We start from the raw sequence: 25,989 nt of genomic DNA on the forward strand, positions 1-25,989 counted from the left end.
TCAGCGCGCGATGTCGAACCCTGTCCGATAGGCCGAGGCGCGGCCGTCGTCGGGCCGGTAGCCGACCACGGTCTGCGACTGTTCGCCGAGGCCCTGGACCCCGAGCCGCATCACGTCGCCGGGCTTCAGGAACACCGGAGGGTCCATCGCCATGCCGACGCCGGGCGGGGTGCCGGTGGTGACGACGTCGCCCGGATCGAGCGTCATGAAGCTCGAGATGTAGCTGAGCAGATACGGGATCCGGAAGATCATGGTCGAGGTCGAGCCGTTCTGCATCCGGCGGCCGTTGAGATCGAGCCACATGTCGAGATTGTCGAGGTCGCCGGCCTCGTCGAGCGTGACGAGCCACGGCCCGAGCGGGCCGAAGGTCGGGCAGCCCTTGCCCTTGGTCCACTGACCGGAGCGTTCGGTCTGGAAGTGGCGCTCGGTGACGTCGTTGCAGACGCACACGCCCGCGATGTGTGAGAGCGCGTCCTCCTCGGCGACGTTCTGGGCCCGGTCGCCGATCACGAAGGCGATCTCGACCTCCCAGTCGACCTTCTCGTGGGTCTTGGGGAGGATGACGTCGTCTTCCGGCCCGACGATGCAGTTCGGAGCCTTGTTGAACAGGATGGGCTCGCGCGGCACGCGCAGGCCGGTCTCGGCCGCGTGGTCGGCGAAGTTCAGGCCGACGCCGATGAAGTTGCGTACGCCCCCGACGCAGGCGCCGAGCCGCGCGCCCTCGGGCGCGAGCGGCAGCGAGGCCGGGTCGTGGTCGCGGATGCGCTTCAGACCGGCCGAGGTCAGCGCCGCGCCCGCGACGTCGGGAATGACGCCGCTGAGGTCGCGCACCTTGCCCTCGGCGTCGATCAACCCGGGACGCTCCGCGCCCGCCTCTCCGAACCGCACCAGCTTCATGATCGTCATCCCTTTGCGTTTCTTGTCGCGCCTGGCGTCGAGGCCGAGCGGCAGCGACGTAGCGATATGACGGCGCGCCGCCTTTGACGAGCGCGGCTAACGATCTAGAGCCTCCCGCCACTGGTGCGCGAGCGCCACGCTTTGGGCGAAACTGCGACGAAATGCGTCGACATTGTTGCGGCGGCCGCGGCGCCCATGCACCCTCGGGCTCAAGGCTTCGTCGAATCGGAGCCGTCAAACAAGGCATGGCGCGTCGGGGGACGGGGACGCCGAGCCGGGGGTCGGGAAACCACAATGTCGGTGAATCTGAAGCGTCGCGTCATTCTGTCGTCAGGCGCGGTCGCGCTCTGCGCCCTGTGCGCCTCCTCGACGGCCTTCGCCGGCGCCTTCGCGCCGCGCGAGCAGAGCGCGGTCGGGCAGGGCATGTCGTTCGCCGGCATGGCGGCCGGCGGCGGCGACTCCATCTCCGGCATGTTCTGGAACCCGGCCGTCATCAACCAGGTCGAGCATTTCCAGGGCGAGCAGCACGTTTCGGTGATCGTCCCGGACTCCACCATCGACGTCACGAGCGCGCTCGGGGCCTTCGGCGACAGCGGCAACATCGGCAAGGTCGCGGCGCTGACCTCGGGCTACAGCGCCTATCGCGTGTCCGACACGGTGGTGCTCGGCCTCTCGATCAACACGCCGTTCGGCCTCGCCACCGATCCGAAGAGCAACTGGGGCGGCCAGATCTATGCGCGCAACTCGCGCGTCCGCTCGATCAACGCGACCCCGACGGTCGGCGTCCAGCTGACCGACTGGTTGTCGATCGCCGGCGGCGTCCAGATCCAGTGGTTCGACATCCGCCTGAAGCGCGCCGTGGGCAACGGCGTTCCCGGTGACGCCGTGCTTCCGGGCGCGGGCTCCGCGACGCTCAAGGGCGACGACATCGGCGTCGGCTTCACGGCCGGCATGACCATCGAGCCGATGGAAGGCACCAGCATCGGCGTCGGCTTCCGCTCCTCGGTCTCGCACACGCTCGACGGCAAGCTCTACGGCCCGAACCCGCCGCTGCCGGCGGACTTCGACGTCAAGGCCAAGGTGAAGCTGCCCGAAGTCGTGACCTTCGGCATCCGCCAGAAGCTGACAAACGAGCTCACCGCCCTCGGCGGCTTCGAATGGACCAACTGGAGCCGCCTCAAGACCGTCAACGTGAAGACCGGCGGCCTCGGCACGATCCAGACTCTGCCGTTCAACTATGACGACGGCTACTTCGTCTCTGGCGGCCTCGAATACGCCTATTCGCCGGACCTGACGGTGCGCGGCGGCGTCGGCTACGAGTGGTCGCCGATCAGCACCAAGAACCGCGACGTGCGCCTGCCCGACGACAATCGCTGGTGGCTCTCGGCCGGCGGCAGCTACAATTACAGCGAAAAGCTGTCCTTCGACCTTGGCTACTCCTACGTGTTCGTGCCGGGCAAGTCGAAGATCGACATCGCGCCGGACCCGCTCGTGGGTGCCCCGGGGCTCCAGGGCAAGGCGAAGTCCGACGTGCACATCGTCTCGGCGGCGGTCCGCTACAAGTTCGGCGGCGAAGCCCCGGCGGCGCTCGTCACCAAGTACTGAGGCGCAATCACGCACTGAGGCGTTCGAAAGAACGCCTCGCCGCGCCGCGCGCGGTTCGAAGGGGTCGGCCTTGGGGGAGGCCGGCACCTTTTCGTTTCGGGGCGAGGCGGCGAGGCCGTTATGCCTGCGTCTTCACGCGGGTATCCACGACTTGGCGTGGCGCCTGACGATCCTGGGAAGTCGTGGACGCCCGGCTCCGCCGGGCATGACGCCGACGCGCGAGCTCGGTCTTGTCGCGGCGTCAGAACGCGCCCGGAAAATTGCCGCCGTCGATCAGGAAGTTCTGGCCGGTGAGATAGCCGGCCTGCGCCGAGCACAGGAAGGCGCAGAGCTGGCCGAACTCCTCCGGCGTGCCGAAGCGCTTGGCCGGAACGCCCGCCATTCGCGCGTTTGCGACCTCCTCCGGCGTGACGCCCTTGAGCTTGGCCTCGGCCGGAAAGCCGCCGCGCAGCCGGTCGGTGTCGAACATGCCCGGCAGCACGTTGTTGATGGTCACGTTCTTGTCCGCGACCGTGCGGGCGACGCCGGCGAGGAAGGCGGTCAGCCCCGCACGCGCGCCGCTCGAGAGATCGAGCCCGACGATCGGGGCCTTCACCGAGGCCGAGGTGATGTTGACGATGCGGCCGAAGCCGCGTTCGGCCATGCCGTCGATCACACGCTGAATGAGCTCGATGGGCGTCACCATGTTGGCGACCACGCCGGCGAGCATGGCGTCCCGCGAGAGCTCGCGAAAATCCTTGCGGGGCGGGCCGGCGTTGTTGTTGACGAGGATGTCGGGGGAGGGAGCCGCGGCGAGAAGCGCGTCCTGGCCCGCGGCCGTCGCGACGTCGCCTGCGACCGCGATCACCTCGGCGCCAGTCATGCGGCGGATCTCCTCGGCGACCGTTTCGAGCCGCGCGGCGTCGCGGCCGTTGATGACGACGCGGGCGCCTTCCGCCGCAAGCGCCTCGGCGCAGCCGCGTCCGAGCCCCTTGGAGGAGGCGCAGACGATCGCGGTGCGGCCGGCGATGCCGAGGTCCATGGTCAAGTCCTTCCCAGTCGATCACGAAAAAAGGCCGGTCCCTCGAAAAGGACCGGCCCGGTCTTAAGCGCGGTTCGGCTCCGCGTCAGCCCTGATGGCGGCCGGACATGAAGCGGTCGAACTCCTCCCGCTGGCGGCTGTCGTCATGGGCGCCGCGCTCGGCGCGCAGATGCGCCTCGAAGGCGGCCGTCGTCTCGTCGAGCTTGCGGCGCTCCTCGTCGAGGCGGCGAAGCTCGGCGTCGCGCCAGGCGTCGAACTGGGCGTTGCCGGTGCGCTTGAACGCGCCGAAGCCGCAGGAGCCGCGGCTCGCGCCGCCGGCGGCGTCGGCCGCGCCGCGGGGACGGAACTCCTCGCGGAAGGTTCGGCCGAGGTCTTCGGTCGCCCGTTTCACCTTGGCCGCGATCCCGCTTTCGCTGCGCGCCTCGGCGAGGATGCGCTCGCCCCAAAGCACATAGACGAGCATCGCGAGGCCAAGCGGCCAAAACACGACGAACCCGATCGCGGTCAGCGCGATCGTCAGCGCCGTCCAGCGGTGCGGCACGCCCGGGATGGCCGAGCCTTCGTCGATCGGAGGGTTCTGGGTCATTGGGGTCTGGGTCTCCTTCGAGGCCCGCGGGCGTCGGGGGAAAAGCCCGGGGTCTGTTGCCATTTGGCGACGGCGCGACCGCGCTTCAAGAGAGCGAGGCGCTTGCGCTGGCCCCGAGAGCGTCAACGCCCCATGTCCACAGGGATCCATGACGCGGTGCGTCATATGGGCGAGACGAATCTCAACTATCCGCGAGCTGACGGGGGCGATCGGAGGGAGCGCTGTTGACGAACGAGCCAGAGACGCGTCGCTACCGCACGCTGTTCATCTCGGACGTCCATCTCGGCACCAAGGGGTGCCAGGCCGAGATGTTGCTGGATTTCCTGAGAGAGAACGACGCCGACACGATCTATCTCGTCGGCGACATCATCGACGGATGGCGGCTGAAGGACGGCTGGTACTGGCCGCAGGCCCACAACGACGTCGTGCAGAAGCTGCTGCGCAAGGGCCGCAAGGGCGCGCGCATCGTCTATGTGCCCGGAAACCACGACGAGTTCCTGCGCAACTACTACGGCACGCATTTCGGCGGCGTCGAAGTGGCCGAGACCGCGATCCACGAGACCGCCGACGGCAAGCGCTACCTCGTCATCCACGGCGACATCTTCGACATGGTGGTGCGTCATGCGCGCTGGCTGGCCTTCCTCGGCGATTGGGCCTACGAGACCGCGCTCGTCGTCAACACCTATGTGAGCTATGTGCGGCGCAAGCTCGGCCTCAGCTACTGGTCGCTGTCGGCCTGGGCGAAGCTCAAGGTGAAGAACGCCGTGAACTTCATCGGCCAGTTCGAGGCCTCGCTCTCGCAGGAGGCCAAGAAGCACGAGGTCGACGGCGTGATCTGCGGCCACATCCACCACGCCGCCATGCACGACATGAACGGCGTGGCCTATGTGAACTGCGGCGACTGGGTGGAAAGTTGCACCGCGATCGCCGAACATGACGACGGGCGGCTGGAGCTCATCCGCTGGGGCGAGCGACAGATCTCCCCGATCGTCGATTTCGAGGCCAAGCGCGCCGAGGGCGTCCACGCCGCGGCCTGACGGCCCCGCGCCGGGGATCCCGGCGCGCAGATGACCGGAGCAGAAGAAATCCCATGCGGGTGCTGGTTGTGACCGACGCCTGGCGTCCGCAGGTGAACGGCGTCGTGCGCACGATCGAGCACCTCGTGGAGCACGCCCCGGCCTATGGGGCGCAGATCGACCTGCTGACCCCGCAGCGCTTCCGCACCGTGCCGATGCCGACCTATCCGGAGATCCGCCTGTCGCTCGCGCGCACCTCGGTGGTGTCGCGGATGATCGCCGAGGCGCGGCCCGACAACGTCCACATCTCGACCGAGGGGCCGCTCGGCATCGCGGCGCGGCGCGCCTGCCTCAAGGCGGGGATCGGCTTCACCACGAGCTACCACACGCGCTTTCCCGAATATCTGCGGCGGCGCGCGCCGGTGCCGGAGCGCTGGACCTACGCCTGGCTGCGGCGGTTCCACAACGCCGGCGACGGCATGATGGTGGCGACGCGCTCGCTCTCCGACGAACTGTCGGCGCGCGGCTTCCAGCGCCTGATGTTCTGGGGGCGGGGCGTCGACGCCGACCGCTTCCGGCCGCGTCCGGGCGTCGACGTGCTGAAGCTGCCGCGGCCGATCTTCCTCTATGTTGGCCGCGTCGCGACCGAGAAGAACATCGAGGGGTTCCTCGCGCTCGACCTGCCGGGATCGAAGGTCGTGGTCGGCGACGGGCCGGCCCGGCGCGACCTCGAGGCGGCGTTTCCGGACGCGCACTTCACCGGCTCGCTCGAGGGCGAGGCGCTCGCCGAGGCCTATTCGTCCTGCGACGTCTTCGTGTTCCCGAGCCGCACCGACACCTTCGGCATCGTGATCCTGGAGGCGCTGGCGAGCGGCCTGCCCGTGGCCGCGTTCCCCGTCACCGGGCCGGTCGACATCCTGGCGGGCTCCGGCGTCGGCGCGCTCGACGAGGATCTGCGCGCGGCCGCGCTCGCAGCCCTCGACCTGCCGAAGGACAAGGCGCGCGCCTTCGCGCTCCATCACGGCTGGGCGGACGCCGCCCGCGTCTTCGTGGAGAACGTCGCGAGCGCCATGGAGCTGCGCGCGCGCCGCCGATCGGCCTGAGGCGCAGGGTTCAGGCGAACAGGATCGCCTTTTCGGCGGCCGAAAGCCGATCGAGCAGGGGCCGGGGACGGACCGGAGGCGGCGGTTCGCGCCAGGCGCTCGCGGCCCGGGGCGGCGCGGCCGGCGCCGGTCGCTCGGCCGGGCGGTCGATGCGAGGCTCGGCGGGAGGCTCGACGGTCTTCGCGGGTTCGGCGACCCCGGGCGCGGCGAGGGCGACGAGCGCGGCCGCCTGCGGCGCGCCGAGCGCGCGCAGCGCCTTCGTCAGGTCGTCTTCGACGGCCCGCAGGCCCTCCACTGCGTCGGCATCGGTGTTTTTCAGCGATGCGCGGACCTGCGTGGCGGTCTCGAGCGCGGAGGCGACCCGGCGGGCGGCCTCCTCGGCTTCGGGGGCGGACGCCGTCCGGCCCGAGAGCCGCGCTTCGACCGCCGCCAGCGCCTCCAGCACCGCGGCCGTGTCGGCGGCGCGGTTGCGGCGGGCGAACTCGGCGAGGAACCAGCGCCCGCGCTCGGTCTCCATCACCGCGGAGGCGATCTCGTCGTAGTCCTCCAGAGACAGCGCCGGCGGCGAAGACATGGGACGAACCTCAGGCCGCGGAATCATCCGCAAGGCGCTCGCCCATCTAAGGCCCATCCCCGCCGCGGCAAAAGCCTTGCGGGCTGCGCGCGGCCGTCATCCCCAGAGCTTTGGGTCCGGCGGGCTCATCAGGCTGCCGTCATAGACGAGGCCGTGCTCCCGATCGCGCGCGAGCAAAAGCGGGCCGTCGAGGTCGACCACGCTCGCTGTCTGCGCGACGAGGACCGCGGGCGCCATGGCGAGCGAGGAGGCCAGCATGCAGCCGACCATCAGCGAAAGACCGGCGTCCTGCGCCTCCTTCGCGAAGGCGAGCGCCTCGGTGAGGCCGCCCGTCTTGTCGAGCTTGAGGTTGACGGCGTCGTAGCGCCCGATCAGGCGCGCGAGGCTCGCGCGGTCATGCGCGCTCTCGTCGGCGCAGACCGCGATCGGGCGTTCGACCCGGGCGAGGATCTCGTCGTCGTCGGCCGGAAGCGGCTGCTCGACCAGCGTCACGCGCGCGGCTGCGCAGGCCGAAAGGTTCGTTGCGAGCGCTTCTCCCGTCCAGCCTTCGTTGGCGTCGACGATGAGTTCGGCCGAGGGCGCGGCGGCTCGCACCGCCGCGATCCGCTCGGGGTCGCGGCCATCGCTTCCGCCGAGCTTCACCTTGAGCAGCGGCCGCGACGCCGCCTTGGCGGCGGCCTCCGCCATGGCTTCGGGAGCGCCGAGCGAGAGCGTGTAGGCGGTGACAAGCGGCTTCGGCTCCGGCAGGCCGGCGAGCGCCGCGACGCTCGTCCCGGCGCGCTTGGCCTCGAGATCCCAGAATGCGCAGTCGAGCGCGTTGCGCGCCGCGCCGGCGTGAAGTCGCGCCTGCAGGCCCGGGCGATCGAGCCCGGCGGCGATCTCGCCCGCGAGCGCGTCGATCTCGGCCTTCACGCCCTCCGGCGTCTCGCCGTAGCGCGGATAGGGCCGACACTCGCCGCGGCCGCGATGGGCGCCGTCGGCAAGCTCCGCCACCACCGTCACGATTTCGGTGACGGCGCCGCGGGCGATCGTGAAGGCTCCGGCGACGGGCCAGCGTTCGATGCGGCAGGAGAGGGCGACGGGCATGGCGATCCGGGTCCGCTTCGGTTCGGGACAGGCGCGTCCCGGCCTGAAAGCCTTACCGGCTGCGGCCGCGCGACTGAACCCCGATCGCGGCGTCTTCCGGGTCTGGAAAATTCCGCGCCGCGAGGCGATGGTCGCCGCCACCCGTCCGACCCGGAGGTCTCGCCATCGCCCTCGTCTGGAAGATCCTGATCGGACTGGGCGCGATCTACGCGGCCGTCTGCCTCTTCATGGTGCTGGCGCAGGACCGCCTGACCTTCCATCCGCGCGGCGAGATGGGGCCGCCGGCCGCCTTCGGGCTCGACGACTTCCAGCGCGTGACGTTCCGCACGGACGACGGCGTCGATCTCGTCGGCTGGCTGCACGAGGCCGCGAAAAACGACAAGGCGATCCTCTATTTCTACGGCAACGCCGACGCGCTGCCGCCTTATGCCGGCTTCTTCCGGGCTCTGGCGGAGGCCGGCTACACGGTGCTCGGGGTCAATTATCGCGGCTATGGCGGCTCCGCCGGCTCCCCCTCCGAGGCCGGTCTCTACAAGGACGCCGACGCCGCGCTCGCCTTCCTCACGCAGCGCGTTCCGTCCGAGCGCGTGACGGTGATGGGCCGCTCGCTCGGCTCCGGGGTCGCGGTGGATCTTGCGGCGCGCAACTCCGTCAGGTCGCTTGTGCTGATCTCGCCCTTCACGTCGGTGACCGACGTCGCGGCTGAGATCTACTGGTTCCTGCCGGTGCGGCTTCTCGCTGGGGGGCGGTTCGATTCGCTCGCTGACATCCGCAAGGTCTCGGCCCCGATCCTGATGCTTCACGGCGACCGGGACACGCTCATCGCGCCCGAGCAGGCGCGGCGGCTCCTTGCGGCCGCGAACGAGCCGAAGCGCCTCGAGATCCTCGAAGGCGCCGACCATATCGGGATCGATTTCGACCGCGTGTTCCGCTCGCTCGTCGCGTTCGAGCGCGGACGCTGACGAAGCGACGAGTAAGGGTAAGGCGCCCCGAACGTTGGCGGTCATCCCGGCCGAAGAGCCGGGATCCAGACGCGCCGACGTCGCCGACCTCACGCGCCGTCTCGGTTCTGGATCCCGGCATGAAGCCGGGATGACGGCTGTGGTCGTTCGGACCGCCCGCTCCAAAACCTCAGCCGAACTCCGCGATCAGCCGGTCCACGATCGGCCCGGCGCCAAAGCGCACCGGGTCCGTCGCCGGGAGGCCATGGTCGGCCGCCGCCTTGTCGATCACCGCGCGGGCCTCGTCTTCGGAGAGCGCGGAGCTGTTGATCGCGATCCCGACGCAGCGGATGTCCGGATTGGTGAGCCGCCCGGCCGAGACCGTCGCCTCGATCACCTGCGCGATCGAGGGCAGGGGCGTCGCGACCCCGCGCATGTTGGTTCGGGTCGGCTCGTGGCAAACCACGAAGGCGTCGGGCTGGCTGCCGTGCAGCAGGCCGAGCGTCACGCCGGCGAAGGAGGGGTGGAACAACGAGCCCTGGCCCTCCACCACGTCCCAGTGGTCCTCGGCGGCCGCCGGCGTCAGCCATTCGGCGGCGCCGGCGATGAAGTCCGCCACCACCGCGTCGATCGCCACGCCCCGGCCGGCGATCAGCACGCCGGTCTGGCCCGTCGCGCGGAATTCGGCGTCGAGCCCGCGGGCCTGCATCTCGGCCTCGAGAGCGAGGGCTGCGTATTTCTTGCCGACCGAACAATCTGTGCCGACCGTGAGGATGCGCTTGCCCGGCCGCCTGGCGCCCTTGCCGGTCGCGAAGCGCTCGCTCGAATGGCGGACGTCGAACAGGCTCCGGCCGTTGGCCTTCGCGGCCTCGGCCACCCGCGGGATGTCGCCGAGCCGCATGTGGAGGCCGCTCGCGACGTCCATTCCCGAGTCGAGCGCCTCGACGATCACGTCGACCCAATGGTCGGGCAGCATGCCGCCGGCGTTGACGACGCCGATCACAAAGGTCTTTGCTCCCGCCGCGACCGCTCCGGCGACGTCGAGATCCTCGAGGCCGACATCGGCCCCGCAACCCTCCATCCGCATCTGGCCCACGCACCAGTCGCGCCGCCAGTCGACAACGCCCGACGCCGTCTTGGCCGCGAGCTGGTCCGGGGCGTCGCCCAGAAACAACAGGTAGGGCTTCGTGATCTCCAATGCGCGTCTCCGATGCCGCTTCGCCTCGACAGGCCTCTAAAGCACTGAATATTAGGACGCGATCTGCCCCGACAAGCCGCTCGCTCGCACCGGAGTTCACGGACCTCATCCCGCGTGGCCATTGAGACAGACGTCGCCGACCTGAAGGTCGAGGCCTTCGACGAAGGCCTCGTGCTGACGCCGCTCGGGCCCTGGACGGCGCAGACCGGCGACGGTCTGGAGACCCGAATCGATCGACTCGACCTGTCGGGCGTGTCGGGCCGGCGCGTCGCGATCGACATGGGCGAGATCGAACGCCTCGACACCGTCGGGGCCCTGCTGCTCGAACGCCTGAGGGGCGCGGCCGAGGCCGCCGGAGCCTCGTCGGATTTCTTCGACGCCCGCCCGCAGCACGAGCGCCTGATGACGGCGCTGCGCGAGCACGGCAAGGAGCCGCCGGTCGCGCTCAAGAAGCCGATCTGGCCGGTCGCCTTCGTGGAGGGGATCGGCCGCAGCGTCTGCGAGATCGGCGACGACGTGTCGCGCGGCCTTGGCTTCCTCGGCGCCGTGGTCGCGGTCTCGGGCCGGCTCGCGCTCACGCCCTGGCGATTCCGCTTCACCTCGACGATCCACCACCTCGACCGGGTCGGCGTCGGCGCGGTTCCGATCATCGCGCTGATCTCGTTCCTGGTCGGCGCAATCGTCGCGCAGCAGTCGATCTTCCAGCTCAAGAACTTCGGCGCGACTTTGTTCGTGGTCGACCTGCTCGGCATTCTGGTGCTGCGCGAACTCGGCGTGCTGCTGACCGCGATCATGATCGCGGGCCGCTCGGGCTCGGCCTTCACCGCCGAGATCGGCTCGATGAAGATGCGCGAGGAGATCGACGCGCTGAAGACCATGGGGCTCGATTCGATCGAGATCCTGGCGCTTCCGCGCCTCGTCGCGCTCGTCATCGCGCTGCCGATGCTGTCCTTCATCGCCTCGATGGCCGCGCTCCTCGGGGGCGGGCTGGTGGCCTGGGTCTATGGCGACATCACCCCGGTCACCTTCCTGCAGCGCCTCAAGGACGCGCTGACGCTGCAGACCTTCATGGTCGGGCTCATCAAGGCGCCGTTCATGGCGATCGTGATCGGCCTCATCGCCTGCACCGAGGGCATGAAGGTCGAGGGCTCGGCGGAATCGCTCGGCTCCCGCACCACGGCCTCGGTCGTGAAGGCGATCTTCGTCGTCATCGTTCTCGACGGCGTCTTCGCCATGTTCTTCGCCGGCATGGGGATCTGACGATGATGGATCCCAAAGAGGCGTCCGCCGCGGCAAACGAGCCCGAGCTCGTGATCAAGGTGAAGGACCTCGTGGTCGGCTTCGGCGACCGCAACGTCATCGACGGCTTCGACCTCGACGTCCGCAAGGGCGAGATTCTCGGCGTCGTCGGCCCCTCGGGCGCGGGCAAGTCGGTGACGCTGCGCGCCGTCATCGGCCTGCTGCCGAAGAAGGCCGGGACCGTCGAGGTGTTCGGGGTCGACATGGACGCGGCGACGCCCAAGGAGCGGCTCTCGGTCGAGCGGCGCTGGGGCGTGCTGTTCCAGCAGGGCGCGCTGTTCTCCTCGCTCACCGTCCTCCAGAACGTCGCGATGCCCCTGCGCGAGCACACCGACCTCGGCGCGAAGATGATCGAGGACGTCGCGCGGCTGAAGATCGAGCTCGTGGGGCTGAAGCCGGAGGCGGCCGACCGCTTCCCCTCCGAGCTTTCAGGCGGCATGATCAAGCGCGCGGCGCTCGCGAGAGCGCTGTCGCTCGATCCCGACATCGTGTTCCTCGACGAGCCGACCGCGGGCCTGGACCCGATCGGCGCCAACGCCTTCGACCGCCTGATCATGACGCTGAAGGACACGCTCGGCTTGACCGTCTACATGGTGACGCACGATCTCGACAGCCTCAACACCGCCTGCGACCGCATCGCGGCGCTCAAGGGCGGCAAGCTGCTCGCCGTCGGGCCGATGTCCGAGATGGTGAAGAACGACGATCCGTGGATGAAGGACTACTTCCGCGGCGAGCGGGCCCGCGCGGCCGGCATCGGCGCGGCGGCGTGAGCGTGGGAGAGTAGAAGACCATGGAAACCCGCGCCAACCACGTCGTCGTCGGAGCCTTCACGCTGCTCGTGGTCGCCTGCGCCTTCGGCTTCGTCTGGTGGTTCGCCGCCGCAGGCCAAAGCCGCGAGCGCGCGATCTACCGCGTGCAGTTCGAGGGCGCGGTTTCGGGGCTGACGCCCGGCTCCGGCGTGCTGTTCAACGGCATCCGGGTCGGCGACGTCACCAATCTGAACTTCGATCCGCAGGACCCGGCCAAGGTCGTGGCGCGCGTCGAGGTGTTCAAGAACACCCCGATCCGCACCGACACCCGCGCCCGCCTCGAAATGACGGGTCTGACCGGCGGCGCCGTCATCCAGCTCACCGGCGGCTCGCAGACGGCGGAAAGCTTCCCGCTGGTGACGACCGAGTCGGGCGACCCCAACAACGCCCCGATCCTCGTCGCGGAGGCTTCCGCCTTCCAGGACATCCTGGAAGGCGCGCGCAACGTGCTGCAGCAGGCGCAGACCACCTTCGGCGACATCCAGGGGCTGGTCGGCAATTCGCGCGGCTCGATCGAGCGCTCGCTGCAGAACGTCGAGCAGTTCACCGCGGCGCTCGCGGCCAATTCCGACGACCTCAAGAGCTTCATGCAGAACACGGGCGTGGCGGCGCGCCAGATCGGCAACCTCGCCGACAATCTGGTGCCGCTCGTCACCGACGTGCAGAACCTCGTGCGCGCCGTCGACGTCAACAAGGTCGACCAGACCATGACCAATGCGGTCGCGTTCACGGACTCGCTGCGCAAGGCGGGGCCGGACGTCGAGAAGGCGATGGCGCAGGTCGCCGGCCTCGCCGAGCAGCTCCGCGGCTCCGGCCAGAAGGTCGACGAGGTGCTGAGCCGCGTTCAGGGCATCGTCGCGGCGGTGGAGCCGAGGACCGTCAACGCCGCCGTCGAGCGCTTCAACCAGGTGCTTCAGTCGGTCGATCCGGCGAAGGTGAACTCCACCATCGCCTCGATCGAGGAGGCCTCGCGCAGCGCCAACCGCACCATCCAGGCGATCGACCCGGAGAAGATCAACCGTGCGGTCGACGGCTTCTCGGGCCTGATGACCTCGATCGACGGCCCGACCATCAACCGCACCATCGCGAGCATCGACCGGGCGGTCTCGGCCGTCGACGGCGACAAGGTCCGCTCCACGGTCGACAACATCAACCGCTTCGCCGAGGCGCTCGGCCGCAACAGCCAGACGGTCGACCAGATCATGGCGGACGCCAGGGGCATTTCGGGCCGCCTCACCGGCACCGCCGACAAGCTCGACTCGCTGCTCGACGACGCCAAGAAACTCGTCGGCTCGGGCGAGGCGCAGGGCGCGATCGCCGACTTCCAGAAGACCAGCCAGGCGATCCGCGAACTCGCGCTCAAGCTCGACGGCCGCACCGCCGAGATCGCCTCCGGCATCTCGAAGCTCTCGAGCTCGGGCCAGCGCGACCTTCAGGGCTTCATCGCCGACGGCCGGCGGACCCTTAACAATCTCGATTCCGTCCTTGGGGACATCAGGCGCAATCCGCAACAGTTCCTGTTCGGGACCAAGGGCGGCGTTCCGGAGTATCGCGGCCGATGATCACGTCTTCGCTCCGGTTCGCGGCCGTGCTCGGCGCGGCGCTTTCGCTCGCGGCCTGCTCGTCCTCCAAGCCCCCCCAGACCTTCGACCTCAACGCCCCGGCGCGGGTCGCGGCCGCCGGCGGCGTTCGCGGAAACCTGGTGGTCGCCGAGCCCGTCGCGGTCGCGACCATCGACGGCCAGCGCATCGTGGTGAAGCCGAACGCCGGCGAGGTCACGTTCCTGCCCGACGCGCAGTGGTCCGACCGGCTGCCGAAGCTCGTGCAGTCCAAGATGATCGAAGCCTACGAGAACTCCGGCCGCATGACCTCGGTCGGCCGGCCCGGCGACCGCCTCACGGTCGACTACCAGCTCGTGACCGAGATCCGCGCCTTCGAGATCGACGCCGCGACGGGGCAGGCGCGTGTCGAGATCTCGGCCAAGTTCATCAACGACAAGACGGGGCGCATCGTCTCCGCGGCGGTGTTCCAGGCCGCGCGCCCGGTCGGCGCGATTTCCGGCGCGTCCGCGAGCCAGGCGCTCGACCAGGCGCTTTCGGAGGTTCTGACCGATCTCGTGAGCTGGCGGACGCGCCGGACCTCCTGAGCCCTCTCACGCAGGCGTCATCGCCGGCGGGTTGCCGTGGGCGACCGGCGACCGACCTCACCCTCCGACGCCATTCGCGCGACGGAGGTCTTCCATGCGCTCGTCCCTGAAGCTCGCGGCCTTCTCCGCCGTGATCGCGACGCCGGCTCTCGCCCATCACGGCTGGTCGGCCTACGATTCGTCCAAGGCCTTCGTCATCGAGGGGCCGGTGGTGGAGTCGTCCTATTCGAACCCGCATGGTTCGGTGTTCCTCCAGCATGGCGGCCAGCGCTGGGAGGCGGTGCTCGCGCCGCCCTCGCGGATGAGCGCGCGCGGCCTCAAGGAGGAGGACATCGCGGTCGGCAAGACGGTGAAGGTCGAGGGCTACCCGTCCAACCGCACCAAGAACGAGATGCGGGTCGAGCGCATCACGGCCGGCGGCAAGACGGTCGAGCTGCGCTAGAGCGCGATGCGATCTCATTCGCTCACGCCGTCATGCCCGGCGACAGCCGGGCCATCACGACTTTCCGGGATCGTCGAGCTCGACGCCGAAGTCGTGGATATCCGCGAAGACGCGGGCATGACGTGGCGGTTCGTCCTGACATCATCGCGCCATCGGCAGGGACGCTGAGATGGAGCAGGCCGCCCAGGCGCCCGAATGGGCGGCGGCGCTCGAGGCGACTTGGGCCGGCGTCCTCATGCGGCAGTCGGCCGTCGCCTATCCGGTCGCGAATCTCGTCCACCTGCTCGGGCTGACGCTGCTGGTCGGGCCGATCCTGCTGTTCGACCTTCGGGTGCTGGGCGTCGGCCGACGGCTCGTCGGTCTCGAGGGGCTTTCGCAGTTCGTGACGCCCTTCGCGGTCGCCGGCGCGATCCTCGCGATCGCGTCCGGCCCGCTGCTGTTCCTCGCCGACGCCAAGGCGCTTTCGACCAGCCCGACGATGATCGCCAAGCTCGCGCTCGTGGCGCTCGGCCTCCTGAACGCGCTCGCGTTCCGCCGGGCCTATGGCGACCGCCTCGTCGGCTGGGACTCAGCGCCCGCCGCGCGGGGGAGGGCCCAGGCCGCGGCCTCGATCGTGATCTGGTTCACGGTCGCAGGGCTCGGGCGGATGATCGCCTATCTGTGAGCGCCGCCGTCATGCCCGGCGGCGGCCGGGCCTCCACGACTTTCTGGGATCGTCGAGCTCGACGCCGAAGTCGTGGATCCCCGCGAAGACGCGGGCATGACGCTGCACGGGCGGACTGCGCGCTTTAAGACGCCGTCCATCCTCGAGCCATGAGGACTGCTCTGGTCTCTGGCGTCCAGCCCTGCCCCTCATGGCTCGAGGAGCCCGCCTTTCGCGGGCGTCTCGAAGCACGCAGCTCCTTGGTCCAGCTCCATTCGCTCGCGCCGCCGCGCGCAAAAGAAAAGCCCGCCGGACGGTCTGTCCGGCGGGCCTTGTTTTCAATCGAGCTGTTGGTTTCAGCGCTGCTCGAACTTGCCCGCGGCGTGGGCCAGCATGGTGTAGACCTTGCCCGTCTCCGAGGTGAGGTAGGTCTGCGCGAGGGCGTCGTCGGAGCCCTTGGGCGCGACCTCCTCGAGCAGCTTCTCGAACTCGGCGACGTAACGGTCGACCGTCGTGCGGAACTCAGGCTCCGCGGCGTATTTGCGCTTTATGTCCTCGTATGTCTGCTGGCCCTGCAGCGTGTAGAGCCGGCGGGTGAAGACGCCCCGCTCGCCGCGGCGGTAGCGGTCCCAGAGCTCGGCCACCGCCTGGTGGTCGATCATGCGGGCGATGTCGACCGACAGGCTGTCGAGCGCCTCCAGGGTCTGCGACTGCGGCTTCAGCTGCGCCTCGCCTTCGCCGTCGTCGTCCTGGGACGCGCGGGCGAGCAGGCCCGAGATCCAGCTGGCGTTGTCGTCGCCGCGCGGCATGCGTGGGGCGGCTTTCGCGGGAGCAGCCGGAGCCTGGGCTTTCGCCGGGGCCGGGGCCGCCTGCTTCTGCGCAGGGGCGGGCGCAGGCGCTGCGGCCTGCGCTTGCGGCTTCGGAGCGGCCGGAGCCGGGGCCTGAGCAGGCTGGGCAGGGGCGGGGGCCGCCTGAGCCTGCGGCTGCGGCGCGGGACGCGCGGCGGGCGCAGGGGCCGGGCGGGCCGCCGGGACGGCCGCCGCAGCGGCCGCGCGGGCCGGGCGCTCGGCGACGTCGAACGAAGCGCCGTGGCGCGCGGCGATCTCGCCGAGCGCGTTCAGCGCCTTGATCTGATCGGCCACCACGCGCCGCAGCTCGGCGGCGTTCTCCTCGGCTTCCTTCGGCATTTCGAGCACGCCGCGGCGCAGCTGCTCGCGGGTCTTGTCGAGCTCGGACTGGATCGAGACCGTCATGGTCCGCATCTCGCGCGACACCTCGCCGAAGCGCGTGGTGGTGTCGGTGAGCATGCGGCCGAGCTCGCGCGCGGCCTCGTCATTGGCCGCCTTGAACGCGACGGCGGTCTTCTGCCGCTCGCCTTCCGAGAAGGTGCGGACCTTCTCGAACTCGCCGGCGATCGACTGGGTGGTGGCGCCGACCTGCGCCGCCAGCCCTTCGGCCACCTGACGGGCGCGCTTTTCGGAGCGCGCGAGCGAGGCGTCGATCGTGGTCGAGAAGCCCTCGAGCACCGTGCCGAGCTCCTTGGCCTTCTCGCCGAGCGAAGAGGACAGCGTGTCGAGCGCGCCGCGGCGCTCCTCGAGCTGGCCGGCGAGCTGGCCCTGCGCGCCGTCGAGCGTCTCGATCACGCGGGTGATCGCGCCGGTCTGGCTTTCGAGCTGGCGGGCGACGTCGCTGACGCGCTCGAGCACCCCGACCGAGACGTCGCGGAGCGAGGCCACCTGACCGCCGACGCGGTCGCCCGTGCGGGTGGTGGTCTCGGCGATGTCCGCCATGATCTCTTCGAAGGCGTTCACGCGGCTCGCAAGGTCGGTCTCGACCGCGCCGAGCTTGCGGCCGGCGTTGTCGAGCAGGGACTGCAGGCTGGTGTTGGCCTCGCCGAGACGGGCGAGCGTTTCGGCGAGCTCGCCGGTGAGCGCCGTCTGCGTCTCGGTGAGCTCGGACACCGCGCGCTTGCTTTCGCGCGTGATCGTGCGGGCGAGCGTCGAGGTCGCCTCGGTGACGGCGTCCTGCAGCTTGGAGGACGACCCGTCGAGCAGCTCGACGGCCTTGGTGGTCTCGACCCCCATCGTCTCGCCGAGGCGCTGGGCGGTGAGGCGCAGGCGGTCGGCGACCTGGTTGAGATTGGCGATCGCCGAGGCGCCGCGGGTCTCAAAGGTCGCGATGAGGTCGCTGTTCAGCGCCTCGACGGTCTCGCGCAGCGCGTCGCCGCGCACGCCGAGCGTCTCGATCAGGGTGGCGGCGCGCTCGTCGAGACGGCCCACCACGCCTTCGCCCACGACCGACAGCTCGCGCGTCACCGCGCCGCCATGGGTCTGGATGCGTTCGAGCAGGCCCGAGCCGCTCTGGTCGAGCGCCGTGGACAGCTCGCCGATGCGGCGGGTGATCTCGGCCGCGACGCCCTCGGCGAGGCGGGAGAGGCCGCCTTCGACGCGGGTCGATGCTTCGCCGAGCGCGCGGGTGACCTCGTCGACGCGGCCGGCGAGCTCGCCCGCGACGCCCGCGCCGCGCTCGTCGAGCGCCGTGCTGACGCTGTCGAGGCGGCCGAGCACGGTCATCTCGAAGCGCGCGATGCGGGTGTCGAGCGTGTCGCCGACCTCGATCGCCTTGGCTCCGAGGGCGCGATTGACCGCTTCCGCCTTGCCGTCGAACGAGGCGACGAGATCGTCGGTGCGCGCCGAGAGCGTCGCGGCGAACTCGGCGGCGCGCTGCGAGAGCAGGGCCGCGACGCCGTTCGAGCCCTCGCCGAGCGTGCGGGCGAGTTCGAGCGTGCGCTGCGCGAGCGTCTCGTTGAGCGTGCGGGTGCGCGACGACAGGCCGTCGTCGATGCGCGTCATGCGGCTCTCGAGCGACAGCGCGAGGTCGCCCATGCGGGCCGACATCTGCTGGTCGAAGGCCTGGAAGCGCACGCCGAGCTGACCGTCGAGGTCCGAGGCGCGTTCGCCGAAGGCGTCGGCGCGCTCGGCGAGGGTGCGCTCGAGCTCGGACGCCTTGGAGTCGAAGCTCGCGACATGGAGCGAGACCGAGCGGGTGAGCTTTTGGGCGCGTTCGTCGAGGTTCTGGAAGCTCTCGGCGATGGCGTCGCCCATGGCGCCTGCGCGCTCGTTCAGCGCGCCGACGCGGCTGCCGATCGATTCGTCGAGCGCCGAGACGCGGCCCGAGAAGCTCTCGAGCCGCTCGCCGAGCGCGGCGTCGAGCGCCGCGACGCGGGAGTCGAACGAGCCGAGCCGCTCGCCGATCACGCGGTCGAGCGTGCCGACCTTGGCGTCGATCCGGCCGATCTGCTGGCCGATCGTCTCGTCGACAAGCGCGACCTTGGCGTCGATCGCCGACACGCGGTCGGCCATCGCCCCGTCCATCTGGCCGAGACGGCCGTCAAGCTCGGTGATCTTGCCGTCGAAGGCCGTGACGCGCTGGTCGATCTCGGTCGCGGTGCGCAGGAGGCGGGCGTCGAGCGCTTCGCCCTGGGCGCGAGAGGCGTCCTCGAAGGCCGCGATGCGGGCGCCGATTTCGCCGCCGGCGCGCGTGACGTGGGCGTCGAGCCCGTCGAGCTGGACGCGGGCCGCCTCGCCGAAGGCGGCGAGCCGGCTTTCGATCTCGCGGCCGGTCTTGGCCGCCTGCGTCTCGATCATCTCGACATGGGCGCGATTGGCCTCGCCGAAGGCGACGACGCGGGTCTCGATGTCGCGCCCGGCCTGGGCGGCCTGCGCCTCCAGGCTCTCGATGTGGGCGCGGTTCGCCTCGCCGAGAGCCGTGATGCGGGTCTCGATCTCCTGGCCGGCCTTGTCGGCGTGGGCTTCGAGGGTCTCGAAATGCGCGCGGCTGGCGTCGCTGAAGGCCGCGATGCGGCTCGCGAGGTCGCGGCCGGCCTTGGCGGCCTGGGCGTCGAGGGTCTCGAGATGGACGCGGCTGACGTCGCTGAAGGCCGAGATCCGGCTTTCGATGTCGCGGCCGGCGCGCTGGACGTTGGCCTCGAGGCCGGCGACATGGTCCTGGGTGAACTGGTCGAAGGCGGCGAGGCGCTCGTCGAAGCCCGACAGGCGGCCGGCGAGGACGCCGTCGAACTCGCCGAACTTGCCGTCCATCTCGGCGATGCGCTGGTCCATCCGCTTGGCGACCGTCCGGCCTTCGACGCCGAGCCGATCGGCGAGCGCGCCGCCGCGCTGGGTGACGATCTCGTCAAGCGCGGCGATCTGGGTCGCGAAGCTTGCCCCGACCTCGCCGCCGCGCGCCGAAATGGCGTCGGAGAGCTCGCGGGCCGCGATGGCGAGCGCCTCGCCGACCTTCTCGCCGCGCTGGCCGATCAGCACGCCGATCTCGGTCGCCACGCGATCGAGCTGCTCGCGGATCGCGGAGACGCGCTGGTCGAGCTGGCCGCCGAAGCCTTCGACCGAGCCTTCAAGCGTCGCGCGGGCCGAGGACGCGCCGTCCTCGAGCCTCGTCGCGACATGGGAGGCGGCGTCGGCGAGCATGCGCTCGGCGTTGGAGATTTCGCCCGCGAGGCGGTCGCCCAGCGTCTGGCCTGCGGCGTCGTAGCGGGTTTCGAACGCGGCGATGCGCTCGGCGAAGCCGCGGGCGGCGCGTTCGTCGGCCTCGCGGAACGCGGCCTCGGCGGCGTCGGAGCGGTCGCCGATCGAAGCGACGAGGCGCTGTTCGCTCGCCGCCATCCGCGCCTGGAGATCGGCGCCCTTGGTGACGATCGTGTCGTGGATGCGCTCGGCCGTGTCGCCGAGCGTGATGGTCAGGCGGCCGCCGCGGTCGGCGATGATGTCGGCGACGGAGGCGCCGGTCGTCGAGAGACGCTCCTCGAAGGCGCGCAGGCGGTCCTCGACGCTGGAGCCGATCCGGCCGGTCGCGGCGTCGAACGCCGCCTCGGCCGCCACGGCGCGCGCGTCGATCGTCTCGCCGAGCTTGTCGCCCGTCGCGGCGAGGCGGCTTTCGAGCTCGCCGCCGCGGGTGACCACGATCTCGTGGATGCGCTCGGCGCTGTCGCCGAGATTGTTGAGCAGGATCTGGCTGCGCTCGGAAAGCACGTCGGCGATCGTCACGCCGACCGCCTCGATCGAGTCGCGCACCTCGGCCGCGCGGCCGTCGATCGCCGAGACGATGCGGGCGCCGGCGGCGCCGAAGTCGCTCTCGATCGCGGCGCTGCGGTCGACCACCGCCTCGTAGACACGGTCGCTCGCGCGGGTGATGCGGGCCGCGACGTCGAGGCCCTGGGCCTCGAGCAGCGTCGCCATGCGCTCGCCGCCGTCGGCGTAGCGGCGCTCGAGCTCGCCGCCATGGACGACGATCGCCTCGTGCATCTGGGCGCTCGCCTCGGCGAGCCGGTCGGCGAGGTCGGAGCCGCGGACGCCGATCTCGTCGGTCAGGCGCGAGCCGGTCTCGTCGAGACGGCCGGTGATCTCGGAGCCGCGCTGGGTGAGGTCGTCGACCACGCGATCGCTCGCAGCCTTGAGCGCCTCGGTGACGTCGGCGGCGCGCTGGGCGAGCGCCTCGCGCACCTCGACCGCGAGCGAGCCGAGAGCGGCGGTCGCGTCGGCGACGCGCTCGGAGAGGTCGCGCAGAACCACGTCCGACCTGTCGGCGAAGCGCTGGGAGACGTCCGAGCCGGTGCGGTCGAGGTCGCTCGTGAAGCTTGCGCCGCGGGCCGCGAAGTCGTCGGACAGCCGCTGGGCGGTCGTCGCCAGCGCCTCGATCGAGCGCTCGCCGCGCTCGGCGAAGGATGCGGTGACAGACTCGGCGGTCGCGTTCAGCGTTTCGATCAGGTTGCGCGAGCGTTCGCCGAGCTGGTCGATCACGCCGCGCGACTGGAACTCGACGGCCTCGTGGAAGGAGGCGCCGGCGTCGGCCAGCGCGTCCGACATTTCGCGCGAGCGGGCGCTAAGCGCCGCGAGGACTTCGCCCGAGCGGTTCGACAGCTGGGCGTCGAAATCGGCGCCGGCGGTCGAGAGCGCCATGGACATGTCGCGCGAGCGGGCGTCGAGACGATCGATCAGCTCGCCGGAGCTGACGGTCATGCGCTCGTCGAACGCGGCGCCGGCGCCGGCGAGGGCGTCGGACATTTCGCGCGAACGGGAGCCCAGCGCCGCGAGGACTTCGCCCGAACGGGCCGACAGCTGGGCCTCGAAATCGGCGCCGGCGGTCGACAAAGCTTCGGTCATGTCGCGCGAGCGCGTGTCGAGGCGCTCGATCAGGTCGCCGGAACTCGAGGTCATGCGCTCGTGGAACTCGGCGCCCACGCCCGCGAGGGCGTCGGAGATGTCGCGGGAGCGCGAGTCGAGGGCGGTCAGAACCTCGTCGGAGCGTTCGGAGATGCGCTCGTGGAACGCGGCGCCGGCGGCGGCGAGCGCGGCGTTGAGCTCTTCGGCGCGGCCGGCGAAGCGGTCGCCGACGCCAAGGCCCGTGCGGTCGAGCTGGTCGACGATGGCGTCGCCGCGCTCGGCCAGCTGGTCGGCGATCGCGGCGCCTGCGCGCTCGATCTCGCTGACGACGGAATTGCCGCGCAGCTCGATCGCGCTCGCGGTCTCGGACGAGAAGCGCTCGACGCGGCCGTCGAACTCGGCGCTCGCGGCGGTCAGGCGGTCGACCACCAGCATCGAGCGGTCGTCGATCGAGCGCACCAGCGTCTCGCTGGAGGAGACGAGCGCGACGCGGGCGGCGTCGGAGCGCTCGGCGATCGTCGTGGAGAGCGAGCGGCCGACCTCGTCGAGATCGCGCGCGATCTCGGAGCCGCTGGCCGCGAGCCGCTCGATCATCTCCGAGCCGCGTCCCGCGATCGATGAGAGCATGTCGTCGCCCGCGCGCAGGATCGCGGTCGTGATCTCGTCGGTCTTGGCGCTGAGGTCGCCGGTGACGCGCTGGCCGGAGCTCGTGATGTTGTCGGACAGGAGGCCCGCGGCGGCGTTGAGGTCGCGCGCCAGCAGGTCGTGGGCGCCTGCGATCGTCTCGCGCAGCTTCTCGGCGTTGCCGTCGATCGCCTCGCGCTGGGCCTGGATCTCCTCGATGAGGGTGCGGACCCGGACCTCGTTCTCGTGGAACGAGCGCTCGAGCGACGAGACCTCGCCGCGTACGAGCTGTTCGAGGTCGCCGGCGCGGCTGACCGCGCGCTCGATGCCGTCGCCCATGGCGGCGACTTCGCGGCGGACCGCCTGGCCGAGCGAGGAGACGGCCTCCGACGACGCCGTGTCGGGTTCGGCGAGGCGCAGCGCGACCTCGGTCATGGAGCGGGCGACGAGGCGCATCTCCTGCGCGCGCCAGGACATCATCGCGATCATGAAGAAGACGACGATCGGCGCGAGCGTCGCGAGGATGGTCACCGCGAGGTGGGCCTGCACGCCGCGGTCGGCGAAATCGAGCTCGCTCGTTCCAAGGCCGATCACGGTCGCGGCGTAGATCGCGGCGAGCGCCGCCCAGGCGAGCGAAACCAGCGTGGCGGCGAAGAACGGCGCGCGCGAGGGCTTGCGCTGCAGCGCATAGACGAGATGGGCGAAGGAGCGGGCGTCGTCATTGGCGGGGGCGCGGCGGCCGCGCTCGAGCGCGGCGCGGCGCTCGGCCGCGGTCGTCCTGGCGGGTTCGGCCGGCTTTGCGGCCTCGGCCCGCGGGGCGTCGGCGGGTTTGGCCTCGACCGCCGGAGCGGCGCGCTCCTCGGCTTTCGGGGCCTCCACCGTCGCCTTCGCGTCCGGGGCGACGAGGTTCAGCGCCTCCTCGATCGCGGACAGAGCCGCTTCGGCCGGATCTTTCGCCGGGGTCGCATTCGCCATGATCGTCGCCTCGCGCCGCACGCCACACACACTAACTCTGGCCGGGCCAAGACCGCCAAAGATCGCGCAACGCCTTGAGGAGCTCTCTCAAGATACGACGATCATTGACGAAATTTGTCTTGGCCTAAGCCCTTCCTTGCCCCGACGTGCGCCGCTTCGCCCGACGGGGCATACTCCTGCGCCGAGAATGCTACCGGCGATCTTAACTCTAGAGAACAGTGGAATCCGGCATTTGGCAAACATCGTTAACGTCTTGTTAACCATATGGAGCCTCGCGCCCCGGAGCCGCGCATGTTCTTGAGGTTTTTCGACGCGCTGCGGAGCGCCGGCGTGCCGGTTTCGCTGCGCGAGCATCTCGCTTTCCTCGACGCCCTCGGCCGCGGGCTGGGCGCCGCCGACATCGACGGGCTGCATGCGCTCGCCCGCACATGCCTCGTAAAGGACGAGCGATTCTTCGATCGGTTCGACCGCGCCTTCGGCGAAGTGTTCAGGGGCGTGGAGCGGCTCGAGGACGCGCTGTCCTCCGCCGACATCCCGCCCGAATGGCTCGCGCGCGGCCTCGGGCGGAGCCTCAGCCAGGCCGAACGCGACGCCATCGAGGCCATGGGCGGGCTCGACAAGCTGATGGAGACGCTGAAGCATCGGCTCGAGGAGCAGAAGGGCCGGCACGAAGGCGGAAACAAGTGGATCGGCACGGGCGGGACCTCGCCCTTCGGGGCCTATGGCTACAATCCCGAGGGGATCCGCATCGGGCAGGACGGAAACCGAAATTTCCGCGCCGTGAAGGTCTGGGACAAGCGCGAGTTCAAGGATCTCGACGACACCGCCGAGATCGGCACGCGCGCGATCAAGATCGCGCTCCGCCGGCTTCGCCGATTCGCACGCTCGGGCGCGCCGGACGAGCTCGACCTCGACGCCACCGTCGAGGGCACGGCCCGGCAGGGCTGGCTCGACGTCCACATGCGGCCCGAGCGGCGCAACGGCGCCAAGGTGCTGCTGCTGCTCGACGTCGGCGGCTCGATGGATTGGCACGTCCGGGTCTGCGAGGAGCTGTTCTCCGCCGCGCGGGTCGAGTTTCGGCGGCTCGAGCACTTTTATTTTCACAACTGCGTCTATGAGCATCTGTGGAAGGACAACCGCCGCCGACGCGCCGAGCTGACGCCGACCTTCGACGTGCTGCGCGGCCTGTCTCCGGACTGGCGCGTGGTGATCGTCGGCGACGCTTCGATGAGTCCCTACGAGATCATGGTCCCGGGCGGCTCGGTCGAGCATATGAACGAGGAGGCCGGGCAGGTCTGGATCACGCGTCTCGTCGACCGGTTTCCGAAGCTCGCCTGGATCAATCCTCTGCCCGAGGCGCAATGGGACTGGACCGCGTCGGTCGGAATGGTGCGCGATCTCGTGGGCGGGCGGATGCATCCGCTCACTCTCGAGGGGTTAGAGGCCGCGATGCGCCAGCTCGCGCGTTAACGAAAGATCAAGGATTGGGGCGACGGGAAGGCGACAGGCGCTATGATGGAGCGGATCCGGCGGCTCTGCCCGAGACGCATCGGATCCGCACGGGGTCCGACCGTCCGGCCGAACCTTCCTCCGCCGCCGGAGCGCCGATGGCCTTCGCCTCGATCGATCTGCCCGAACCCCGGATCGGAACGCGCGTCCACGCGGCCGAGCAGGGCGACAGCGACGGCGTCGCGATCGCGCGCGGCGCGGCCGGCCTCGGCGGGCTCGAGGCGGACTGGCGCGAGATCTCGGGACGCGCAGGCGATACGGCGGCCTTCCTCGGCTTCGGCTACGCGCTCGCGGCCGCCCGCTTCCACGAGGCGCGCGGCGAGAAGGTGGTGGTCGCGGTCGCGCATTGGCTCGGCCGTCCGGCCGCCGCGGTCGCCGTCGTCCTACTGCGGCGCGCGGGCGTCACGATCGGCACGGCGCTCGGCGATCCCGTCACGCAATATTCCGACGCGCTGCTCGCCGCCGACGCGCCGCGCCGGCTGGTGGGCCTCGCGCTGCGCGCGATCGCCGAGGCCGAAGGCGTCCATCTCTTCGATTTCCGGCGGGTGAGGGCTGAGTCTCCGCTCACCCCTGCGCTTGCGGCCATGACCCGCGCCGACGCCGTGCGCGCGGAAGCGCCTTACGCAGACCTCACCCGCGCCGCGGACGTCTCGACCCTGCTGCTCGAGGTGGCGGGCGCCAAGCACAGGCGCGAACGCGCGCGCTCGCGGCGCCGGCTCGCCGAGCGCGGCGACCTCGCCTTCGAGGTCTTCCGCGGCGAGGCGGCGGTCGGCCCGCTCGCCGAGGCGTTCCGGGTGAAGGGCGATTGGCTGGCGCGCAACGGGCATTTCAGCCGCGTCATCGAGGATCCCGCGGCGCTGGCGCTGCTGCAGGAGGCCGGGCGCGACCCGGTGGAGGGCGCGTCGCTCGTGGTCGCGCGGCTGTCGGTCGGCGGAGCGCCCGCGGCCTATGAGGTCGGGCTGGTGCGCGGCCGACGCTTCCACGCCTATCTCGGCGCGGTCGTCCACGACTTCGCGGGCGCAAGCCCCGGCAAGGTCGTGATGGAGGACGCGCTCGGCTGGGCCAAGGCCGAAGGGCTCGAGACCTACGACCTGCTCGCTCCGGCCGACCGCTACAAGCGCGAATGGTCGACCGGCGCGGTCGCGGTCCGGGACTTCGTCGCGCCGATGAGCTGGAAGGGGCGGCTTTACGCCGGCCCCTGGCACGGGACGCTGCGGCCAGCGCTTCGCCGCTCGCTCGACGGCCTGCCGCCCGTCGTCCGCCGCGTCGCCGCGCGCGCCGCCGCGGCGCTCGGGATCAGGTGAAAGAGCTGGCGCGGCAAAGCGCGCGCCGGCCG

At 70.7% G+C, this 25,989-nt stretch carries 19 protein-coding genes; 12 read left to right on the forward strand and 7 right to left on the reverse strand.

What is annotated here, in order from left to right:
- Positions 1 to 897, reverse strand: coding sequence for a fumarylacetoacetate hydrolase family protein (locus ACFOWB_RS12535; RefSeq protein WP_378148807.1), 897 nt, complete (start codon positions 895 to 897; stop codon positions 1 to 3).
- A 294-nt stretch (positions 898 to 1,191) separates the two neighbouring features.
- On the opposite strand from ACFOWB_RS12535, the gene ACFOWB_RS12540 reads away from it, so the two are divergent.
- Positions 1,192 to 2,502 carry an OmpP1/FadL family transporter gene (locus ACFOWB_RS12540; RefSeq protein WP_378147612.1) on the forward strand — a complete coding sequence of 437 codons (1,311 nt, stop codon included), beginning with the start codon at positions 1,192 to 1,194 and terminating at the stop codon, positions 2,500 to 2,502.
- Positions 2,503 to 2,743: 241 nt separating this feature from the next.
- On the opposite strand, the gene ACFOWB_RS12545 is transcribed toward ACFOWB_RS12540, so the two are convergent.
- Both ACFOWB_RS12545 and ACFOWB_RS12550 read right to left on the reverse strand, forming a co-directional pair.
- Positions 2,744 to 3,523: an SDR family oxidoreductase gene (locus tag ACFOWB_RS12545; protein WP_261402550.1), complete on the reverse strand. Its 780-nt coding sequence runs from the start codon at positions 3,521 to 3,523 to the stop codon at positions 2,744 to 2,746.
- Positions 3,524 to 3,608: 85 nt separating this feature from the next.
- Entirely contained in the window at positions 3,609 to 4,109 is a 501-nt protein-coding gene (locus ACFOWB_RS12550; protein ID WP_261402551.1) for a DUF2852 domain-containing protein, read from the reverse strand.
- Positions 4,110 to 4,333: 224 nt separating this feature from the next.
- Between ACFOWB_RS12550 and ACFOWB_RS12555 the strand changes: the two genes are divergently transcribed.
- Both ACFOWB_RS12555 and ACFOWB_RS12560 read left to right on the forward strand, forming a co-directional pair.
- The gene (locus ACFOWB_RS12555) at positions 4,334 to 5,146 is read left to right on the forward strand and encodes a UDP-2,3-diacylglucosamine diphosphatase (protein WP_378147615.1); all 813 of its coding nucleotides are present in this window, start codon (positions 4,334 to 4,336) and stop codon (positions 5,144 to 5,146) included.
- A 53-nt stretch (positions 5,147 to 5,199) separates the two neighbouring features.
- Entirely contained in the window at positions 5,200 to 6,228 is a 1,029-nt protein-coding gene (locus tag ACFOWB_RS12560; protein ID WP_261402552.1) for a glycosyltransferase family 4 protein, read from the forward strand.
- A 10-nt stretch (positions 6,229 to 6,238) separates the two neighbouring features.
- Here the strand turns inward: ACFOWB_RS12560 and ACFOWB_RS12565 are convergent, their stop codons facing one another.
- Together ACFOWB_RS12565 and dgcA are read right to left on the reverse strand one after the other, a co-directional pair.
- Complete coding sequence (locus tag ACFOWB_RS12565) at positions 6,239 to 6,802, reverse strand: hypothetical protein (RefSeq protein ID WP_261402553.1); 564 nt, start codon at positions 6,800 to 6,802, stop codon at positions 6,239 to 6,241.
- Between the two features lie 96 nt (positions 6,803 to 6,898).
- The gene (dgcA, locus tag ACFOWB_RS12570) at positions 6,899 to 7,888 is read right to left on the reverse strand and encodes an N-acetyl-D-Glu racemase DgcA (protein ID WP_261402554.1); all 990 of its coding nucleotides are present in this window, start codon (positions 7,886 to 7,888) and stop codon (positions 6,899 to 6,901) included.
- 227 nt (positions 7,889 to 8,115) lie between these two features.
- Here dgcA and ACFOWB_RS12575 point away from each other — a divergent pair, with 227 nt between their 5' ends.
- Positions 8,116 to 8,850: an alpha/beta hydrolase gene (locus ACFOWB_RS12575; protein ID WP_261402555.1), complete on the forward strand. Its 735-nt coding sequence runs from the start codon at positions 8,116 to 8,118 to the stop codon at positions 8,848 to 8,850.
- Between the two features lie 169 nt (positions 8,851 to 9,019).
- Here the strand turns inward: ACFOWB_RS12575 and dgcN are convergent, their stop codons facing one another.
- Entirely contained in the window at positions 9,020 to 10,027 is a 1,008-nt protein-coding gene (gene dgcN, locus ACFOWB_RS12580; protein WP_261402556.1) for an N-acetyltransferase DgcN, read from the reverse strand.
- A gap of 114 nt (positions 10,028 to 10,141) precedes the next feature.
- On the opposite strand from dgcN, the gene ACFOWB_RS12585 reads away from it, so the two are divergent.
- The 6 genes from ACFOWB_RS12585 (at position 10,142) to ACFOWB_RS12610 (ending at position 15,387) form a co-directional block, all read left to right on the forward strand.
- A complete protein-coding gene (locus tag ACFOWB_RS12585; RefSeq protein WP_261402557.1) occupies positions 10,142 to 11,287 on the forward strand; it encodes an MlaE family ABC transporter permease in 1,146 nt (381 codons plus the stop codon).
- 2 nt (positions 11,288 to 11,289) lie between these two features.
- Positions 11,290 to 12,096 (forward strand): ABC transporter ATP-binding protein, encoded by an 807-nt coding sequence (locus tag ACFOWB_RS12590; protein ID WP_261402558.1) that lies wholly within the window; start codon positions 11,290 to 11,292, stop codon positions 12,094 to 12,096.
- 20 nt (positions 12,097 to 12,116) lie between these two features.
- The gene (locus tag ACFOWB_RS12595; RefSeq protein WP_261402559.1) at positions 12,117 to 13,697 is read left to right on the forward strand and encodes an MlaD family protein; all 1,581 of its coding nucleotides are present in this window, start codon (positions 12,117 to 12,119) and stop codon (positions 13,695 to 13,697) included.
- A complete protein-coding gene (locus ACFOWB_RS12600) occupies positions 13,694 to 14,281 on the forward strand; it encodes an ABC-type transport auxiliary lipoprotein family protein (protein ID WP_378147620.1) in 588 nt (195 codons plus the stop codon). Before ACFOWB_RS12595 ends, ACFOWB_RS12600 begins: the two co-directional genes overlap by 4 nt.
- A 94-nt stretch (positions 14,282 to 14,375) precedes the next feature.
- On the forward strand, positions 14,376 to 14,723 hold the full coding sequence (locus tag ACFOWB_RS12605; protein ID WP_378147622.1) for a DUF6152 family protein: 348 nt from the start codon (positions 14,376 to 14,378) through the stop codon (positions 14,721 to 14,723).
- Positions 14,724 to 14,892: 169 nt separating this feature from the next.
- Positions 14,893 to 15,387 (forward strand): DUF6644 family protein, encoded by a 495-nt coding sequence (locus tag ACFOWB_RS12610; RefSeq protein WP_261402561.1) that lies wholly within the window; start codon positions 14,893 to 14,895, stop codon positions 15,385 to 15,387.
- A gap of 335 nt (positions 15,388 to 15,722) precedes the next feature.
- On the opposite strand, the gene ACFOWB_RS12615 is transcribed toward ACFOWB_RS12610, so the two are convergent.
- Positions 15,723 to 23,144 carry an apolipoprotein A-IV repeat region-like domain-containing protein gene (locus ACFOWB_RS12615; RefSeq protein WP_378147625.1) on the reverse strand — a complete coding sequence of 2,474 codons (7,422 nt, stop codon included), beginning with the start codon at positions 23,142 to 23,144 and terminating at the stop codon, positions 15,723 to 15,725.
- Positions 23,145 to 23,435: 291 nt separating this feature from the next.
- On the opposite strand from ACFOWB_RS12615, the gene ACFOWB_RS12620 reads away from it, so the two are divergent.
- Positions 23,436 to 24,614 (forward strand): vWA domain-containing protein, encoded by a 1,179-nt coding sequence (locus ACFOWB_RS12620; protein ID WP_261402566.1) that lies wholly within the window; start codon positions 23,436 to 23,438, stop codon positions 24,612 to 24,614.
- A gap of 137 nt (positions 24,615 to 24,751) precedes the next feature.
- On the forward strand, positions 24,752 to 25,957 hold the full coding sequence (locus tag ACFOWB_RS12625; protein WP_261402567.1) for a GNAT family N-acetyltransferase: 1,206 nt from the start codon (positions 24,752 to 24,754) through the stop codon (positions 25,955 to 25,957).
- Positions 25,958 to 25,989 lie beyond the last annotated feature (32 nt).

It is taken from the genome of Chenggangzhangella methanolivorans, from assembly GCF_042648545.1.
In the GTDB taxonomy this organism is placed as follows: domain Bacteria; phylum Pseudomonadota; class Alphaproteobacteria; order Rhizobiales; family Methylopilaceae; genus Methylopila; species Methylopila methanolivorans.

Excerpts from the sequence above, each read along its gene's own strand:
- ACFOWB_RS12535 (WP_378148807.1), bottom strand. The coding sequence starts at position 897 with ATGAAGCTGGTGCGGTTCGGAGAGGCGGGCGCGGAGCGTCCCGGGTTG.
- ACFOWB_RS12540 (WP_378147612.1), top strand. The coding sequence starts at position 1,192 with ATGTCGGTGAATCTGAAGCGTCGCGTCATTCTGTCGTCAGGCGCGGTC.
- ACFOWB_RS12545 (WP_261402550.1), bottom strand. The coding sequence starts at position 3,523 with ATGGACCTCGGCATCGCCGGCCGCACCGCGATCGTCTGCGCCTCCTCC.
- ACFOWB_RS12550 (WP_261402551.1), bottom strand. The coding sequence starts at position 4,109 with ATGACCCAGAACCCTCCGATCGACGAAGGCTCGGCCATCCCGGGCGTG.
- ACFOWB_RS12560 (WP_261402552.1), top strand. The coding sequence starts at position 5,200 with ATGCGGGTGCTGGTTGTGACCGACGCCTGGCGTCCGCAGGTGAACGGC.
- ACFOWB_RS12565 (WP_261402553.1), bottom strand. The coding sequence starts at position 6,802 with ATGTCTTCGCCGCCGGCGCTGTCTCTGGAGGACTACGACGAGATCGCC.
- dgcA (WP_261402554.1), bottom strand. The coding sequence starts at position 7,888 with ATGCCCGTCGCCCTCTCCTGCCGCATCGAACGCTGGCCCGTCGCCGGA.
- ACFOWB_RS12575 (WP_261402555.1), top strand. The coding sequence starts at position 8,116 with ATGGTGCTGGCGCAGGACCGCCTGACCTTCCATCCGCGCGGCGAGATG.
- ACFOWB_RS12590 (WP_261402558.1), top strand. The coding sequence starts at position 11,290 with ATGATGGATCCCAAAGAGGCGTCCGCCGCGGCAAACGAGCCCGAGCTC.
- ACFOWB_RS12595 (WP_261402559.1), top strand. The coding sequence starts at position 12,117 with ATGGAAACCCGCGCCAACCACGTCGTCGTCGGAGCCTTCACGCTGCTC.
- ACFOWB_RS12600 (WP_378147620.1), top strand. The coding sequence starts at position 13,694 with ATGATCACGTCTTCGCTCCGGTTCGCGGCCGTGCTCGGCGCGGCGCTT.
- ACFOWB_RS12605 (WP_378147622.1), top strand. The coding sequence starts at position 14,376 with ATGCGCTCGTCCCTGAAGCTCGCGGCCTTCTCCGCCGTGATCGCGACG.
- ACFOWB_RS12610 (WP_261402561.1), top strand. The coding sequence starts at position 14,893 with ATGGAGCAGGCCGCCCAGGCGCCCGAATGGGCGGCGGCGCTCGAGGCG.
- ACFOWB_RS12615 (WP_378147625.1), bottom strand. The coding sequence starts at position 23,144 with ATGGCGAATGCGACCCCGGCGAAAGATCCGGCCGAAGCGGCTCTGTCC.
- ACFOWB_RS12620 (WP_261402566.1), top strand. The coding sequence starts at position 23,436 with ATGTTCTTGAGGTTTTTCGACGCGCTGCGGAGCGCCGGCGTGCCGGTT.
- ACFOWB_RS12625 (WP_261402567.1), top strand. The coding sequence starts at position 24,752 with ATGGCCTTCGCCTCGATCGATCTGCCCGAACCCCGGATCGGAACGCGC.